The organism is Pseudomonas sp. PS01297, assembly GCF_029959305.1.
Lineage (GTDB): Bacteria > Pseudomonadota > Gammaproteobacteria > Pseudomonadales > Pseudomonadaceae > Aquipseudomonas > Aquipseudomonas helleri.
This window is the reverse complement of record NZ_JASCPQ010000117.1, coordinates 1-14,674: the sequence shown is the minus strand read 5'-3', so window position 1 is coordinate 14,674 and position 14,674 is coordinate 1. Positions and strand designations below refer to the sequence as shown.

At 60.3% G+C, this 14,674-nt stretch carries 12 protein-coding genes and 1 pseudogene; 12 read left to right on the top strand and 1 reads right to left on the bottom strand.

Annotation, left to right across the window (positions count from 1 at the left end):
* Window positions 1–263: 263 nt before the first annotated feature.
* The 8 genes and pseudogenes from QMX84_RS23520 to QMX84_RS23485 all read left to right on the top strand — a co-directional run bounded on the left by QMX84_RS23520 (window position 264) and on the right by QMX84_RS23485 (window position 10,115).
* A complete protein-coding gene (locus QMX84_RS23520) occupies window positions 264–1,151 on the top strand; it encodes a nitrilase family protein (protein ID WP_282364899.1) in 888 nt (295 codons plus the stop codon).
* 199 nt (window positions 1,152–1,350) lie between these two features.
* Window positions 1,351–1,735: pseudogene (locus QMX84_RS23515) on the top strand (hypothetical protein); the annotation flags it as partial.
* 236 nt (window positions 1,736–1,971) lie between these two features.
* Window positions 1,972–3,585, top strand: coding sequence for a sugar ABC transporter ATP-binding protein (locus QMX84_RS23510; RefSeq protein WP_282364898.1), 1,614 nt, complete (start codon window positions 1,972–1,974; stop codon window positions 3,583–3,585).
* A gap of 1 nt (window position 3,586) precedes the next feature.
* Entirely contained in the window at window positions 3,587–4,603 is a 1,017-nt protein-coding gene (locus QMX84_RS23505) for an ABC transporter permease (RefSeq protein WP_282364900.1), read from the top strand.
* Between the two features lie 30 nt (window positions 4,604–4,633).
* Window positions 4,634–5,689 (top strand): substrate-binding domain-containing protein, encoded by a 1,056-nt coding sequence (locus QMX84_RS23500; RefSeq protein ID WP_153428151.1) that lies wholly within the window; start codon window positions 4,634–4,636, stop codon window positions 5,687–5,689.
* Between the two features lie 120 nt (window positions 5,690–5,809).
* Window positions 5,810–8,194, top strand: coding sequence for a TonB-dependent receptor (locus QMX84_RS23495; RefSeq protein WP_123751510.1), 2,385 nt, complete (start codon window positions 5,810–5,812; stop codon window positions 8,192–8,194).
* A gap of 107 nt (window positions 8,195–8,301) precedes the next feature.
* Window positions 8,302–9,672: an APC family permease gene (locus QMX84_RS23490; RefSeq protein WP_282364897.1), complete on the top strand. Its 1,371-nt coding sequence runs from the start codon at window positions 8,302–8,304 to the stop codon at window positions 9,670–9,672.
* Entirely contained in the window at window positions 9,669–10,115 is a 447-nt protein-coding gene (locus tag QMX84_RS23485; RefSeq protein WP_053225221.1) for a DUF3574 domain-containing protein, read from the top strand. Before QMX84_RS23490 ends, QMX84_RS23485 begins: the two co-directional genes overlap by 4 nt.
* Here QMX84_RS23485 and QMX84_RS23480 read toward each other — a convergent pair.
* Entirely contained in the window at window positions 10,112–10,576 is a 465-nt protein-coding gene (locus tag QMX84_RS23480) for a DUF3574 domain-containing protein (RefSeq protein WP_262125002.1), read from the bottom strand. The genes QMX84_RS23485 and QMX84_RS23480 overlap by 4 nt on opposite strands.
* A 389-nt stretch (window positions 10,577–10,965) precedes the next feature.
* Here QMX84_RS23480 and QMX84_RS23475 point away from each other — a divergent pair, with 389 nt between their 5' ends.
* Genes QMX84_RS23475 through argE form a run of 4 tightly spaced genes read left to right on the top strand, consistent with a single transcriptional unit; the run spans window position 10,966 to window position 14,563 of the window.
* Entirely contained in the window at window positions 10,966–12,297 is a 1,332-nt protein-coding gene (locus tag QMX84_RS23475; protein ID WP_282364896.1) for an NAD(P)/FAD-dependent oxidoreductase, read from the top strand.
* A gap of 24 nt (window positions 12,298–12,321) precedes the next feature.
* Window positions 12,322–12,732, top strand: coding sequence for a RidA family protein (locus QMX84_RS23470; protein ID WP_047293191.1), 411 nt, complete (start codon window positions 12,322–12,324; stop codon window positions 12,730–12,732).
* Window positions 12,733–12,743: 11 nt separating this feature from the next.
* Window positions 12,744–13,421 carry a DUF1028 domain-containing protein gene (locus QMX84_RS23465; protein WP_047293189.1) on the top strand — a complete coding sequence of 226 codons (678 nt, stop codon included), beginning with the start codon at window positions 12,744–12,746 and terminating at the stop codon, window positions 13,419–13,421.
* A complete protein-coding gene (gene argE / locus QMX84_RS23460) occupies window positions 13,418–14,563 on the top strand; it encodes an acetylornithine deacetylase (protein ID WP_282364895.1) in 1,146 nt (381 codons plus the stop codon). The genes QMX84_RS23465 and argE overlap by 4 nt, the downstream gene beginning before the upstream one ends.
* The last annotated feature ends 111 nt before the right edge of the window (window positions 14,564–14,674 follow it).

Below are 14,674 nucleotides of genomic sequence, written 5' to 3'. Positions count from 1 at the left end.
GCCGCAGGCTGCGATCTTTTGATTTTTTTAAAAGATCGCAGCCTGCGGCAGCTCCTACTGAGGGGCAGATCATGCAGCGATCTACGCATGTCGAAAGCCAGTTTAATTCCCTTCTTGCGTAGTCCAGTTTGATATGTAACGACCTAGACAAGGCAACGGACTACACACCAAGCGGACACAACCGACATACACCCGCACTGATAAATCCTCTTACTAAAGACCCGCAAACCAGCGGGTCATAACAAAAAAAAGATGTGTCAGCCATGAACGAAGCGGTCAGTGCAGTGCGCGTTGCGGTTGTGCAATTCGATCCGCAGGTGGGCATTCAACATAGCCAGGCCAATCTGGAGCACAGCCTTGAATTGGCCCGCGAGGCGGCCATTAACGGGGCAAATTTTATTGTGCTGCCGGAGTTGGCCAATACCGGGTATTTGTTCGGCACTCGCCAGGAAGCCTTCCTGCATGCCGAGTTGATTCCCGAGGGTCCGAGCATGCAGGCCTGGCTCGATTTTGCCCGAAAGCATCAGGTGTATCTGGCCGCAGGGCTGGCGGAGCGAGACGGTGTGCAGTTGTTTGACAGCGCGGTGCTGGTGGGCCCTGGCGGATTTATTGGCAAGTACCGCAAGGCCCATTTATGGAACCGCGAGAAGCTCTGGTTTACTCCCGGCAATCTGGGTTTTCCGGTGTTTGACACACCCATTGGCCGCATCGGCCTGCTGATTTGCTGGGACATCTGGTTTCCCGAAGTACCGCGCCTGTTGAGCCTGCAAGGCGCTGACATTATCTGCAGTTTGAACAACTGGATCTGGACGCCACCGCCTCTGTTCGATGACAGCGGAAAATGTATGGCCTCGTACCTGACGATGACCGCTGCTCACGCCAACAACGTGTTTATTGCCGCCGCCAATCGCATCGGTGAGGAACAAGGCGAGCGCTATCTGGGCTGCTCGCTGATTACCGGGACCAATGGCTGGCCCATCGGCAAGGTGGCCTCAGCGGATGAGCAGACCATTCTCTATGCCGATATTGATCTGACCAGCGCACGCAGCGCGCCGATCTGGAACAGTTTGAACGACCTGCATCGCGACCGGCGCATCGATGTGTATGACCCCATGCTCGGTTATACCGACCACCCTCTCCTTCCACGCTGATGAGGACGCCATCATGTCGTCTTTATCACCAAGAGCGTCTTCCACTGCGTCAGTGCGTTATCTGGTTTTGCTTGTAGCCAGCGCGCTGCTAATCATTACTTTGATCGGCGGCTTATCGTGGTTCTACTCAGCATCGGCAACCGGTTACTGGCCCGGATATGCCGACATGATGGGCGACTGGTCTTCGCCACTGGCCTGGCTGCGCTGGGTGATCGGCGATATCAGCGAGGTCGCTTTTTACAAGCACGAGTTCGCCTCGTTGGAGTTATTGCTTGGGGGCGCCCTGGGGTAGTGGGCCAGTCGTGCTGGGCGTGATTATTTGGCGCAGCCAATGGCAGAAACTCGGCTGGTACCCCACGTATGTGCCGCTGGTGTCAGTGGTTCCGGCGGCGGTGTTGACCTACGGCGCCAGCGCGAGGGTGATGATCGCCAGCGCTGTGTTGGGGGCTCTGGTCGCCCCGCCTTTGGCCAACACCATTGCCCGGCGGTTGCCCCAGTACATGCACCCTTACATTGGCAATGTGTTGTCGATGGCGATCAGCACGCTGCTGATTGTGCCGGTGATTGGTTATTTCATTCCGTAGGAGAGGCCGCGATCTTTTAGATCAAGAGCCAGATCCAGATCAACTGATCGCGAGCAAGCTCGCTCCTACAGAGTGAGCTGCCCCCCTCTGCGCCCATCCGGGCGCCTCCCTATATAACTAAAAGATATTTCATATTCGATACATATATTGGATTGTTCCTAGGGAAATGCTTTTAATCGCGGCCCCAACGTCTTGTGTTTGCTGATGTTTCAGCGACTTCTGTTTCGGTGCTTTTTATGAACGCGTCTGCCGCTGTGGCACCTGATCCGCTGATTCGTGTGCGCGGTTTGAGTAAATCGTTCGGGGCCAACCGTGCCCTGGATCGTGTGGACTTGCAGATTTACCCCGCCGAAGTCGTGGCGTTGTTGGGTGCCAATGGCGCGGGCAAATCGACGCTGGTGAAAATCCTCGCTGGCAGCCAGTCCCATGATGCGGGCGAGCTGTTGGTTGACGGGCAGTTGCAGCGTTTCAATTCGCCGCTGGCGGCGCGTGAGGTCGGGATTGTGGCGGTGCATCAGCACGTCAATGACGCGATTGCGCCGGGTTTGAGCGTGGCGGAAAACCTGCTGCTGGATGAGTTATGCCAGCCCCGTGCCGGGTTCTGGCTGGGGCGCAAACGCGTGTTGCAACGTGCCTCGGTAATCGCTGCCGGGCTGGGGCTGGATCTGCCACTGGAGCAGCCGATTGAGCACCTCGGCCAGGCAGAACGCCAACTGGTGGTGTTGGCCCGCGCTTTTGCCTTGCAGCCCCGTTTGTTAATTCTGGATGAGCCGACCGCTGCCCTTTCGGATACCGAAGCGCAACGTTTATTTGCCCTGGTCGATACCTTGCGCGAGCGCGGGGTGGCGATTGTTTATATCTCCCATCGCTTGTCCGATTTGCAGCGTCTGGCGGATCGCGCCGTGGTGTTGCGTGACGGCAGGCTGGCCGGTGAATTTGCTGCCGATCAACTCACCGAAGCGGTGTACGCCATGCTCGGTGAAGCGCCGGACACCCGGCCTTTTGAGCCACGTGCGGGGGGCCGCGAGGTGTTGAGTTTGCGTGCAGCGAAGGTTACGGCGAACTCCGCTGAGTTTGATTTGAACCTGCACGAAGGTCAGGTGGTGGCGCTCACCGGTTTGTTGGGCGCGGGCAAAAGTGAAATTGCCGAGGTGCTGTTCGGCTTGCGTCGCCCGGCTGCCGGAACGCTGCACGTGGAGGGTGTTGACGGGCTGTTCAATTCACCAGAACACGCAGTTAAAGCCGGGGTGTTTTACGCCGCCGAAGACCGCGCCAGCCATTCGTTGATTCCTGGCTTTTCGTTGCGCAAAACCCTGACCCTGCCCTTTTTGCAGCGTTTCACCCGCTACGGATTTATCAACACCCGGCTGGAGGCGCAGGCGGTACAAGACGCCGTGACCGCGCTGGGTGTGAAGACCGCCGGGATCGAATTGCCCATGGAGACGCTGTCTGGCGGCAACCAGCAGAAAGTCGTGCTGGGCCGCTGGCTGCTGGGCAACGGCCGTGTGTTGATGCTCGATGAGCCGTTCCAGGGCGTTGATGTGCGCGCCCGTCGCGAGATAGGCCATTTGCTGCGTAACAGCTGCGAAGGACGGGCCACGTTGGTGATTTGCACTGACGTGGACGAGGCCCTGGAGATCGCCGACAGAATTTTGGTGGTGCGTGATTTTGCCGTGGTCGCTGACTACGCCCGAGCCGGGCTGAACCGCGCCACGCTGGTGGCGCAGTTGGTGGGCAGTGACGCTCCATCCTCTTCCCCTTGCTCTTCCCCTTGCTCTTCCCCTTGCTCTTCCCCTTGCTCTTCCCCTTTAAACCGTACCGCAACGCCCGGGAGTAGTGCGCGTGGCTGATTTGATTTCCTCTTTGCCGGGCAGTGCCCCCAAGCCCAAGCGCGTGCTGGATGCGTTGATCCGTTATGGCCTGCTGCTGGTGCTGGCCGCCGTGGTGGTGTTTTTCAGCATTGCCGAACCGGCCTTTTTGCGGGTCAACAACCTGTTCATCATTTTGCAGTCGGTGTCCATCGTCGCCTTGCTGGCCCTTGGCGTGACCTTGACCATGGCCGTGGGCGGCCTCGATTTGTCCATCGGCGCGGTGGCGGCGATGAGCCTGATGATCGCCAGCTACGTGATGGTGGTGCTGGGCTGGGGCGCCGTGCCTGCGGTGTTGATCAGCCTGGCGGGCGGGGCTTTGGTCGGTCTTTTTAACGGCTGGCTGATCGTCAAAATGCGCGTGCCGGACATTCTCGCCACCTTGGGCAGCATGTTTTTGGTGATCGGTGTGCAACTGATTCCCACCGGCGGGCGCTCGATTGCGGTGGGCATGACGCTGCCCAACGGCGAAGAAACCGAAGGCGTGTTCAGCGCGGCATTTCTGGCGCTGGGCCGGGGGCGGTTATGGGACACGGTGCCGGTGCCGGTGCTGGTAACCGCTGTCGCAGCGCTGGCCGTGTGGCTGTTTCTGGAGCGGGCGCGCATCGGCCGGTTGTTTTATGCCATCGGCGGCAACGAGCAAGCGGCGCACCTGGCGGGCGCTCCGGTGCATCGCTACAAACTGCTGGCGTACGTGCTGTCTTCCCTGCTGGCGTCAGTGGGCGGTTTGCTGTTGGCGGCGCGGTTGGGGCGCGGCGATGTCAGCTCCGGCAACGGGCTGGTGCTGGATGCACTGGGCGCGGCGCTGATTGGTTTTGCCGTGCTGGGCGCGAAGAAACCCAACGCGTTTGGCACGTTGATAGGCGCATTACTGGTGGCCACCTTACTCAATGGATTGACGATGCTCAACGCACCCTATTACGCCCAGGATTTCGTCAAAGGACTGGTGTTGGTGCTGGCGCTGATTTTCACCTTTGGTGTCGGACAGCGCGCGCGCTGATCTGGACGCCCTTACTTGCAAGGATCACCTATGTACACATCCATCAAAAGCGCCATTCGCCATGCTCTGGCCGGTGCGCTGCTGTCAGGCGCGGCTTTGGGCGTGCAGGCAGCCGGCTTGCCGGGCGCCCCCGCGCCCTTCGACAAAGGCAATGTGCAGATTGCCATGGTCGGTTATCTGTTTTCCGGCGACTTCCCCGAGGCGTATCTGCAAGGCGTCGAGAAACAGACCAAAGCCCTGGGTGCGACGCTGCGGATTTTCGATGCGCGGCAACAGGCGGCCAGTCAGCGCGAGATGATCGAGCAGGCGATTGATCTGGGGGTCGACGGCATCATCGTGCAACTGGGCCTGGCCGAAACCCTCAAGGACTCGATCGATAAAGCCGTGGCCAAGGGCATCAAGGTAGTGACCTTTGACGTCGACCTGAACAACCCGAAAGTGACTCAGATCGAGCAGGACCACCACGCCCTGGCGCGTCTGGCGCTGGAGCAGGCAGTCAAAGACAACGGCACGAAGTTCGATGCTGGGTATGTGTACATCAGCGGCTTTACCCCGATGGAGTTGCGCAACGAGATCTGGACCCAGGTCAAGGCGGCGAATCCGGGCATTGTCGAGAAGGCTCGTTTTGGCACGCTTAACCCGCCAATTGCCAACTCGGTCGCCGACCAGGCCAGTGCCGTGTTGCGCGCCAACCCGGGCATCAGCGTGATTTTTGCGCCGTTTGATGAGTTCGCCAAAGGCGCAAAAATTGCCGTTGATGAGGCGGGCCTGAGCTCCAAGGTGAAAATCTACAGCGCCGACATTTCCACGGCCGACATCCAGATCATGAAAGAACCTGACAGCGCCTGGGTGGCGACCGCTGCGGTCAACCCGCAAGTGGCCGGGGCAATCAGTGTTCGCAGCCTGGCAATGCTGATTGCCGGCGAGAATCCAGGGCAAAAAGTATTGGTCCCGCCAACGCTGATTACCCGTCAGCAGTTGCTGGACCTTGATGTGAAGAACGTTCGCGATCTGGCGCAGAAACTACCTGCGTTTGGGGACACATCAGGGATTGCCACGGCGTCCTGGATACCGCTGGCCAAGTAACACGCTTCGCACTCAACCAACACTCAACAACAACGACAGAGCAGTACTGCCTCGACGCTAATGCCGAAAACGCAAGTTCTCGGCAACGGGCGAGTATTAGCTGCAGTTCAGGAGTTGCATATGCATAACCGTTCACTTTCTTTACTGGCTGCAGTGATCTCAACCTTTACTTTGCTGCCCGCCTACGCCGACGATCCGGCACCCGGCGCCGACAGCAGCGAGCGTCTGGACACGGTGCTGGTCACCGGTACACGGGGCAAGGCCCGCACTGTGCTGGATTCACCGGTCCCGGTGGATGTGCTGACCGCTGCCGATCTCAAGTCGGCCGGTGCCAACAGCGGCGAGCTGGGCCAGGCATTACAGACCTTGCTGCCCTCGTTCAACTTCCCGCGCCAGTCCAACTCCGGCGGCGCTGACCACGTGCGGGCCGCGCAATTGCGTGGCATGAGCCCGGATCAGGTGCTGGTGCTGGTCAATGGCAAGCGTCGGCACACTTCGGCGGTGGTTAACGACTCGTCGAAGATCGGTCGCGGTACGGCGCCGGTGGACTTCAACTCGATCCCGATCAGCGCCATCAAACGCATTGAAGTGCTGCGCGATGGCGCGGGCGCCCAATACGGTTCCGACGCGATTGCCGGGGTGATCAACATCATTCTCGATGACGCCCCGGAAGGCGGCGAAGTGTCCACCACGTATGGCGTTTATCACACCCGTGAAAACGCCATCGGCAAGCGCATCACAGACGGCCAGAGCAGCCAGACTTCGGCCAAGATCGGCACCCGCCTGGGTGAAGACGGCGGGTTTATCCGCGTGGGCACCGAGTACAAGGACCGCAATCCGACCAACCGCGCCGGTTATGACGGTTTCGCTGACACACCCGGCCAACGCAACTTCGCCATGGGCGATGGTCTGGCGCGGGATGTGAACGTGTGGTTCAACTCGGAACTGCCTGTTGGCGACAGCAAAGCCTACTCGTTCGGCACCTACAACGAGCGCCATACCACCGGCTCGGATTTTTACCGCGAAGCCTATGAACACCCGGAGTTTTACCCCAACGGCTACCTCCCCCAGTCCCTTGGCGACAACAAAGACTTGTCTTTGACCGCAGGCTTTAAAGGCATGCTCGATGACGACTGGGACTACGACAGCAGCCTCACCCACGGGCGCAACCGCTTCGATGGCTCAACCCAGCGCACCTTCAACCCCAGCCTCGGAGCTGATTCGCCAACCCGCTTTAACACCGGCGACTATGAGTTCCGCCAGACTACCGCCAACCTGGACTTGAGCCGCGAAGTGCGCTTTGCCGATCGCTCGTTCGTGCTGGCCGTGGGCGGTGAATACCGTTACGAAAACTACCTGACGTTTGCCGGTGACCAGGCCTCTTACTTCGGCAACGGCGCCGACGGCGCCAACGGCCTGCGCCCAAGCGAAGAGGTGAACCTGGACCGCAATGTGTTCGGTACGTACGCCGAGTTGTCTGGCGACCTCACCGACCGTTTGTTTGTCGACGTGGCCACACGCTTTGAGCATTACGACGACGCGGGCAGCAAACTCACCGGCAAGCTCAGCGGGCGCTACCGCCTGACTGAGCAACTGGCCTTGCGAGGTGCGGTGTCGAACAACTTCCGCGCGCCGTCGCTGGCACAGGTCGGGTTCCAGAACACCACCACCAACTACGGTGATAACGGTGTGCTGACCGACATCCGCACGCTGCCGGTCAACAGCCCGATCGCCCGCGCCCTGGGGGCCCAGAAGCTCGACCCGGAAACCTCGAAAAACTTCAGCCTCGGCCTCACCGCTCAGCTCAACGACCGCTTTGATGCGTCGCTGGACGTGTTCCACATCGCCGTCAAAGACCGCATCACCCTGTCTCAGCGGATTGGCAGCGACGCACTGGAGCAGTACATCAACGACAACTTTGGTGTGCCGGGCGTGCATGACGTGAGCTTCTTCACCAATGCCGCCGACACCAGCACCAACGGTGCCGAGTTGGTGCTCAACTACCACCAGCCGCTGTTCGACGGCGTGTGGGGCGTAACCGGTGCCTACACCTACAACCACACCAAAGTCACCAAAACCCGTGGCACACCTTCGCAGTTGTCGGGGCTGGGCATCGGCAGCGATGCGCTGGTGGGTGTCGAGGAACGCAACACCTTGACCGACGCGGCGCCCAAGGACCGCATCGTGCTGTCGACCAACTGGGCCAACCAGCACTGGGGCCTGATGAGCCGCCTGACGCGTCAGGGCAAAACCACCCGCGTGTTCGATTTTGGCGACTCCTGGCCGACGCAAACCTACGGTGCGGTTTGGCAACTGGATGCTGAAGCGCAATACAAATTCACCCCGGCGTTCGACATCGCGGTGGGCGGCACCAACCTGACCGACAAATACCCGGACCGCTCCAACTCGCAAATCAACTACGGGGGCAACCTGCCGTATGACGTGCTGTCGCCGATCGGCACCAACGGCGCGTACTACTACACCCGTCTTACTTACGCGTTTTAAATCTTCTGTGTAGGAGCGAGCTTGCCTCGCGATCTTTTCAAACGTCAAAAGATCGCGAGACGAGCTCGCTCCTACAGGGGGGATTCGGGTTTTTGGGGAACACTTTTATGAGCGAAGACGTATCTGCCATTGCCGGTGTTCAGCGCCATTTGCCGGTTTTCCAGGCATTGCTGGTCACCCTCGGCATGGTGATTACCACCGATATTTTGAAAACCGCCCCCACGGTCGCGCTCAATGTGGGCAGCGACCATTTTTATTGGGTGTGGATTCTCGGCGGGCTGCTGTCGATGGCGGGCGCCTTGTGCTTTGCAGAGATGGCCACGGCGTTTCCGCACCCCGGCGGCGACTACCATTTTTTGCGTCTGGCCTATGGCGAGCGCGTAGGGATGCTGTTTGCCTGGTCGCGTTTTTCGGTGATGCACACCGGCTGGATCGCGCTTTCAGCCTTTATGTTTGCCGATTACGTCAACGCGGTTTTGCCGCTTGGGCCTTATGGTTCCGGGCTGTTTGCCGCCGGGGTGATCATCGCCCTGGTGCTGTTGAATTTGCTCGGCCGTGAGATCGGCTTTCTGACCCAGACGGCCTTGGTGGTATTGCTCGCCCTGGGGTTTCTGAGCATTGCGGCAGCAGGTGGCTGGCTGGCCTGGCAAGATTTTGTACCCGAGGTGCCGAAAGTTCTGGCGGTGCCTGAGCAAACCGGTTTTGCCGGTTTTTCTGCGGCAATGATTTTTGTTTTTCTGGCCTTTGGTGGCTGGAGCGATGCGGCCACGTTGTCGGCTGAGGTGCGTGATGGTCGGCGTGGCATGTTCATCGCCATGCTCGGCGCGCTGAGCCTGCTGCTGGCTATTTATCTGGCCTTGAACTGGGCCTTTATTCAGGGCCTGGGCTACGAGGGGCTGGCGGCCAGCGAGGCGCCAGGTGTCGAACTGCTGAATCGGGCATTTGGTGCCCCCGGAGTCGGCCTGATTCTGCTGGTGGTGGGTATTTCAGCGATTGCCAGTATCAATTCAACCCTGCTGGTGGGTGCCCGCACCACCTTCGCGGCGGCGCGGCAAGTGCCGCAACTGAGCGGCCTCGCGGTGTGGGACAAACGCCATGGCGTGCCACGTCGGGCGTTGCTGGCGATTGGCGCCGTGTCGCTGTTGTTGGTGCTGTTTGGCAGCTTTTCGCAAAGCGGTTTTAACACCATGGTGGAATACCTGACCCCGGTGTACTGGCTGTTTCTGAGCCTGAGCACCCTGGCCCTGTTGATCTTGCGACACAAGTTTCCCGATGCGCCAAGACCGGTCAAGGTGCCCTTGTACCCGGTGCTGCCGCTGCTGTTTTTCTCGTTATGCCTGTACATGCTGTATTCCAGCGTGGTGTTCGTCGGTTACGGCGCACTGCTGGGGATTGCCGTACTGGTGCTGGGCGCGGTTTTGCTGGCGTTGCTGGGTAACACCAGCATCAAGCCGTCATCGACTGAGGAGCTGTTATGAAGAAATGGGGCGTGTTTGCGCTGCTGCTGGTGGTTGCCGCCGTGGTCGCCGTGGGCGTCGCGCGAGATAAAAAACCGCTGGCGGGCGACCTTGATGGCCGCGCCATGGTGCGCAGTGAGCTGTACTTTGCCGCCGTAGACCCGCAGGCGTGGGATGAGTTTTTGTCTGCCGAGGTAACGCCACGCTTCCCGGATGGGCTGAGCTGGTACAAGGTCAACGGGCAATGGCGCGGACCGTCCGGCAAGCCGGAAAAGCTGCCGTCGCGCATCATGATCCTGATCCATGCCGATAACAGCGCCAACCGTGAAGCGCTGGCCACCATCGGCCGGTTGTTTCAGGAGCGCTTCGGCTATGCCGTGTTGCAAGTGGTCAATCCGGTCCGGGCCAGCGACCCGGACTGGACAGCCGAACGTCTGGACGACAATCGGCAACTCTCACACTAGAACGACACCTGCGCCGGTTGAGACAGGCGCAGCACAGACAGATCACCGGTGATGCGCTTCCAGGCAAGGCGAATGGCTTCGATGTCCTGCTCATGCTGCGCGGTGCCTTCGTGCAGGATGACGATCACTTTGGTGCTCAGCCGCTCCGGCTCGGGGGCACCGTGGTCGCGCCATTGGCCGTAGGCTTCAAGCACGCTGAAGCCATCCGGAAAGCGTGGCGTGACTTCCTTGTCCAAAAACTCTGTCCAGCGCTGCGGGCTGATGACATCAGCGCCGTTGCCGCCCAGCGTCCCCAATGAGAAATACAGTTCCGTGCGCAGCCATTGCGCCTGGGCGGGTCGCGTCGGGTCGCCGTGCAGTGATGAACTGGCCGGGTCTTTGGTGTGTACAGCAGCGGGCGGCGCACTGACGCAACCGGCAAGCGCCAGAAACAGTGCAGCGAACAGAAAACGTGACGGCATGAAGCGACCTGCAATCTTGGTGAGTGGGGGGTGGAAAGGCGACACTATAGAGGGCGTTTTGATGGCTCATCCAAGACTAAAAAAAGCTTTTTAAATAGCTTAAAGGCATAAGAATCGCCCCTTGCTTGTGTAGGAGCGAGCTTGCCTCGCGATCTTTTGACCTTGGCATTTCAAGACACCATCAGATCAAAAGCCCCTCACCCTGGCCCTCTCCCGAAGGAGAGGGAACCGATTGGGGGATGCTGAAGGTTTTTAGCAATCTGACACTATGGCGCAGCTACACAGTGGCTCCTACGGGCATGGATCAGGTCTCTGTATCTGATATTTATGCTCACATCCCAGCTTAATAATATTTTATTTAAAACAGCCCTCCCCCTAGCCTTGAAGTCATGCACGAACTGAATCCAACTGCATTACGCAAGGACAGAGACATGACGCTAGCGACAACAACAATAGACACCTTGGTAGTGGGGGCTGGCCAGGCGGGTGTGGCCATGAGTGAGCACCTGAGCAAGCAAGGTGTGCCTCATCTGGTGCTGGAGCGCAGTCGTATCGCTGAACGCTGGCGCACCGGTCGCTGGGATTCGCTGGTCGCCAACGGCCCGGCCTGGCATGACCGTTTCCCTGGCCTGGAGTTCGATGACGTGGCCGCCGATGGCTTCGCCCCCAAAGAGCGCGTCGCCGATTACTTTGAAGCCTATGCACGCAAGTTCAATGCGCCGATCCGCACCGGTGTCGATGTGCTCTCGGTGGTGCGCAATGTCGGCCGCCCCGGCTTTACCGTGCACACCAGCGAAGGCGTGATCGACGCCAAGCGTGTGGTTGCAGCCACCGGCCCGTTCCAGAAGCCGGTGATCCCGGCCATTGCCCCGCAAGACAGCGCACTGCATCAGATCCACTCAGCGGATTACCGCAATCCGGCGCAACTGCCTGCGGGCGCCGTGCTGGTGGTGGGCGCCGGTTCGTCCGGGGTGCAGATCGCTGATGAACTGCAACGCTCGGGGCGCCAGGTGTACTTGTCGGTCGGTGCCCACGACCGCCCTCCCCGCGCCTACCGTAACCGTGATTTCTGCTGGTGGCTGGGGGTGCTGGGTGAATGGGATCAGGCGGCGATGAAGCCGGGCCGCGAGCACGTGACGATTGCCGTCAGCGGCGCCCACGGTGGCAAAACCATCGATTTTCGTGAGCTGGCCCAGCAAGGCATGATTCTGGTGGGGCTGACCCAGGCGTTCAACAACGGCGTCGCCAGCTTCCAGCCCAACCTGCTGGAAAACCTCAAGCGTGGCGATGAAAACTACCTGGCACTGCTGGATGCGGCAGACGCCTACATCGAGCGCAATGGCCTCGATTTGCCACTGGAGCCGCAAGCCCGCCGGGTGTTCCCGGACGCCGACTGCGTGAAAAATCCGATTCTGCAATTGGACCTGGCGGTTGCCGGGATCACTTCGATTATCTGGGCCACCGGCTTTGCCGTGGACTACAGCTGGCTGCAAGTCGATGCCTTTGACGCCGCCGGCAAGCCGCAGCACCAGCGCGGTGTGTCGAGTGAATCGGGGATCTACTTTCTCGGTTTGCCGTGGCAGTCACGCCGTGGCTCGTCGTTTATCTGGGGCGTGTGGCACGACGCCAAATACGTGGCCGACCACATCAGCATCCAGCGCCAATACCTTGAATACCGCGACGCCGCACCGGTTGTTCGGCAATCGCCTGTCAGCGCCTGATTAACTATTTCTGGAGTTTTTTTGATGCCTACTCACACTCGCATTCGCATGTTCAACACCAAAGAAACCTACCCGAACCAGAGCCTGGACAACGACCTGTGCCAGGCCGTGCGTGCCGGTAACACGGTGTATGTCCGTGGCCAGGTGGGCACTGATTTCGAGGGTAACCTGATCGGCCTCGGCGACCCGCGTGCCCAAGCCGAGCAAGCAATGCGCAACGTCAAGCAACTGCTGGAAGAAGCCGGCAGCGACCTGAGCCACATCGTTAAAACCACCACTTACCTGATCGACCCGCGCTACCGCGAGCCGGTGTACCAGGAAGTCGGTAAATGGCTCAAAGGCGTGTTCCCGATTTCCACCGGGCTGGTGGTGTCGGCGCTGGGTCAGCCGCAGTGGCTGATGGAAATTGACGTGATCGCAGTAATCCCGGAGTAAGGAGGCTCGCCATGACCTTTTCAATCGTCGCCCGTTGCGCAGAAACCGGCCAATTGGGCATCGCCATCAGCTCATCGAGCATTGCCGTGGGCGCCCGTTGCCCGTGGCTGCGCCCCGGTGTGGGGGCGGTGTCGACCCAGAACATCACGCTGCCGGCATTGGGCCCGGATGTGCTCGACCTGCTGGAACAAGGCCTCGCACCCGGCGCGGCCATCGACACGGCGCTGACCCGCAACGGCTACAGCCAGTACCGGCAACTGACGGCGATTGATCATCAGGGCCGCACCGTGCACTTCAGTGGTAGCGAAACCCTGGGCACGCACAATGCGCTGTCGGGCGAACAGTGTGTGGCGGCGGGCAACATGCTCGCTGACCGCACAGTGATTGCCGCGATGGTGCAGGCCTTTGAGCAAGGCGAAGGTCAGTTGGCTGACCGCCTGCTGGCCGCGATGCACGCCGCCATTGCCGCTGGCGGTGAAGCGGGCCCGGTGCATTCAGCCGCGTTGGTGGTGGTGGGCGAATTGACCTGGCCGATCATCAACCTGCGGGTGGATTGGGCCGATGAAAACCCCATCGGTGAGCTGCAAAAACTGTGGGACGCCTATCGCCCGCAGGTCCAGGATTACATCGACCGCGCCCTCGCACCTGACCGTTCCCCTGGTTACGGCGTGGCGGGAGATGATCGATGAGCCGCAGCCGCGAACTGCTGCATACGCTGGTGGGGTTTGACACCACCAGCCGCGAGTCCAACCTGCATTTGATCGAGTTTGTACGCGATTACCTGGCAGGTTTTGGCGTGAGCTGCGAGCTGGTTTACAACGACGAACGCAGCAAGGCCAATCTGTTTGCCAGCATTGGCCCGAGCGAGGTCCCCGGCATTGTGCTGTCGGGGCATACCGACGTGGTGCCGATCGATGGCCAGCCCTGGACAACGCCGCCGTTCGAGCTGACCGAACACGACGGCAAGCTGTTTGGCCGGGGCACGGCAGACATGAAGGGCTATATCGCCTGCGTGTTGGCGCTGGTGCCGACGCTGGTGCAGACGCCGTTACGCATACCGGTGCACATTGCCCTGTCCTATGACGAAGAAGTCGGCTGTCTGGGCGTGCGCTCGTTGCTCAGCGTGCTGGAGCAGCGCCCGGTCAAGCCGATGCTGTGCATTATTGGCGAGCCGACGGAGCTCAAGCCGGTGCTCGGGCATAAAGGCAAGTTGGCGATGCGCTGTGATGTACACGGCGAAGCCTGCCATTCGGCCTATGCCCCCTATGGCGTGAATGCCATCGAGCATGCCGCCGAGTTGATTGGCGAGTTGGGCCGCCTCGGTCGCCAGTTGCGCGAACGCCAGGACCCGCGCTTTGACCCGCCCTTCAGCACCGTGCAGACCGGGGTGATTGCCGGGGGCAAGGCGCTGAATATCGTGCCCGCCGATTGCCGCTTTGACTTTGAGATTCGCGCCTTGCCGTCACAGGATCCGGGTGAAGTGGCCGAGGCATTGCAAACCTATGCGATGCATCAGGTACTGCCGCGCATGAAGGCGGTGAGCGCGCAGAGTGCGATCCGTTTTACCGAGTTGTCAGCGTATCCGGGGCTGGTCACCGATGAGCGCAGCCAGGCGGCCGAGTTGATTGCGGCGTTTTCCGGGTCTCGGGAGTTCGGCACGGTGGCGTTTGGCACTGAAGGCGGGTTGTTCGATGCCGTGGGCATCCCCACGGTGGTCTGCGGCCCGGGCAGCATGGACCAAGGGCATAAACCGGATGAGTTTGTGAGCGTGGCGCAACTGGCCGGGTGTGATGCGATGCTGCTGCGGATGCTGGATTCTATTCGGGTTTAAGTTTTGCCCTTGTAGGAGCGAGCTTGCCTCGCGATCTTTTTAAAGATCAAAAGATCGCGAGGCAAGCTCGCTCCTACAGGTCCAGGCAGGGTTATCTGAGGACGCTGGCCA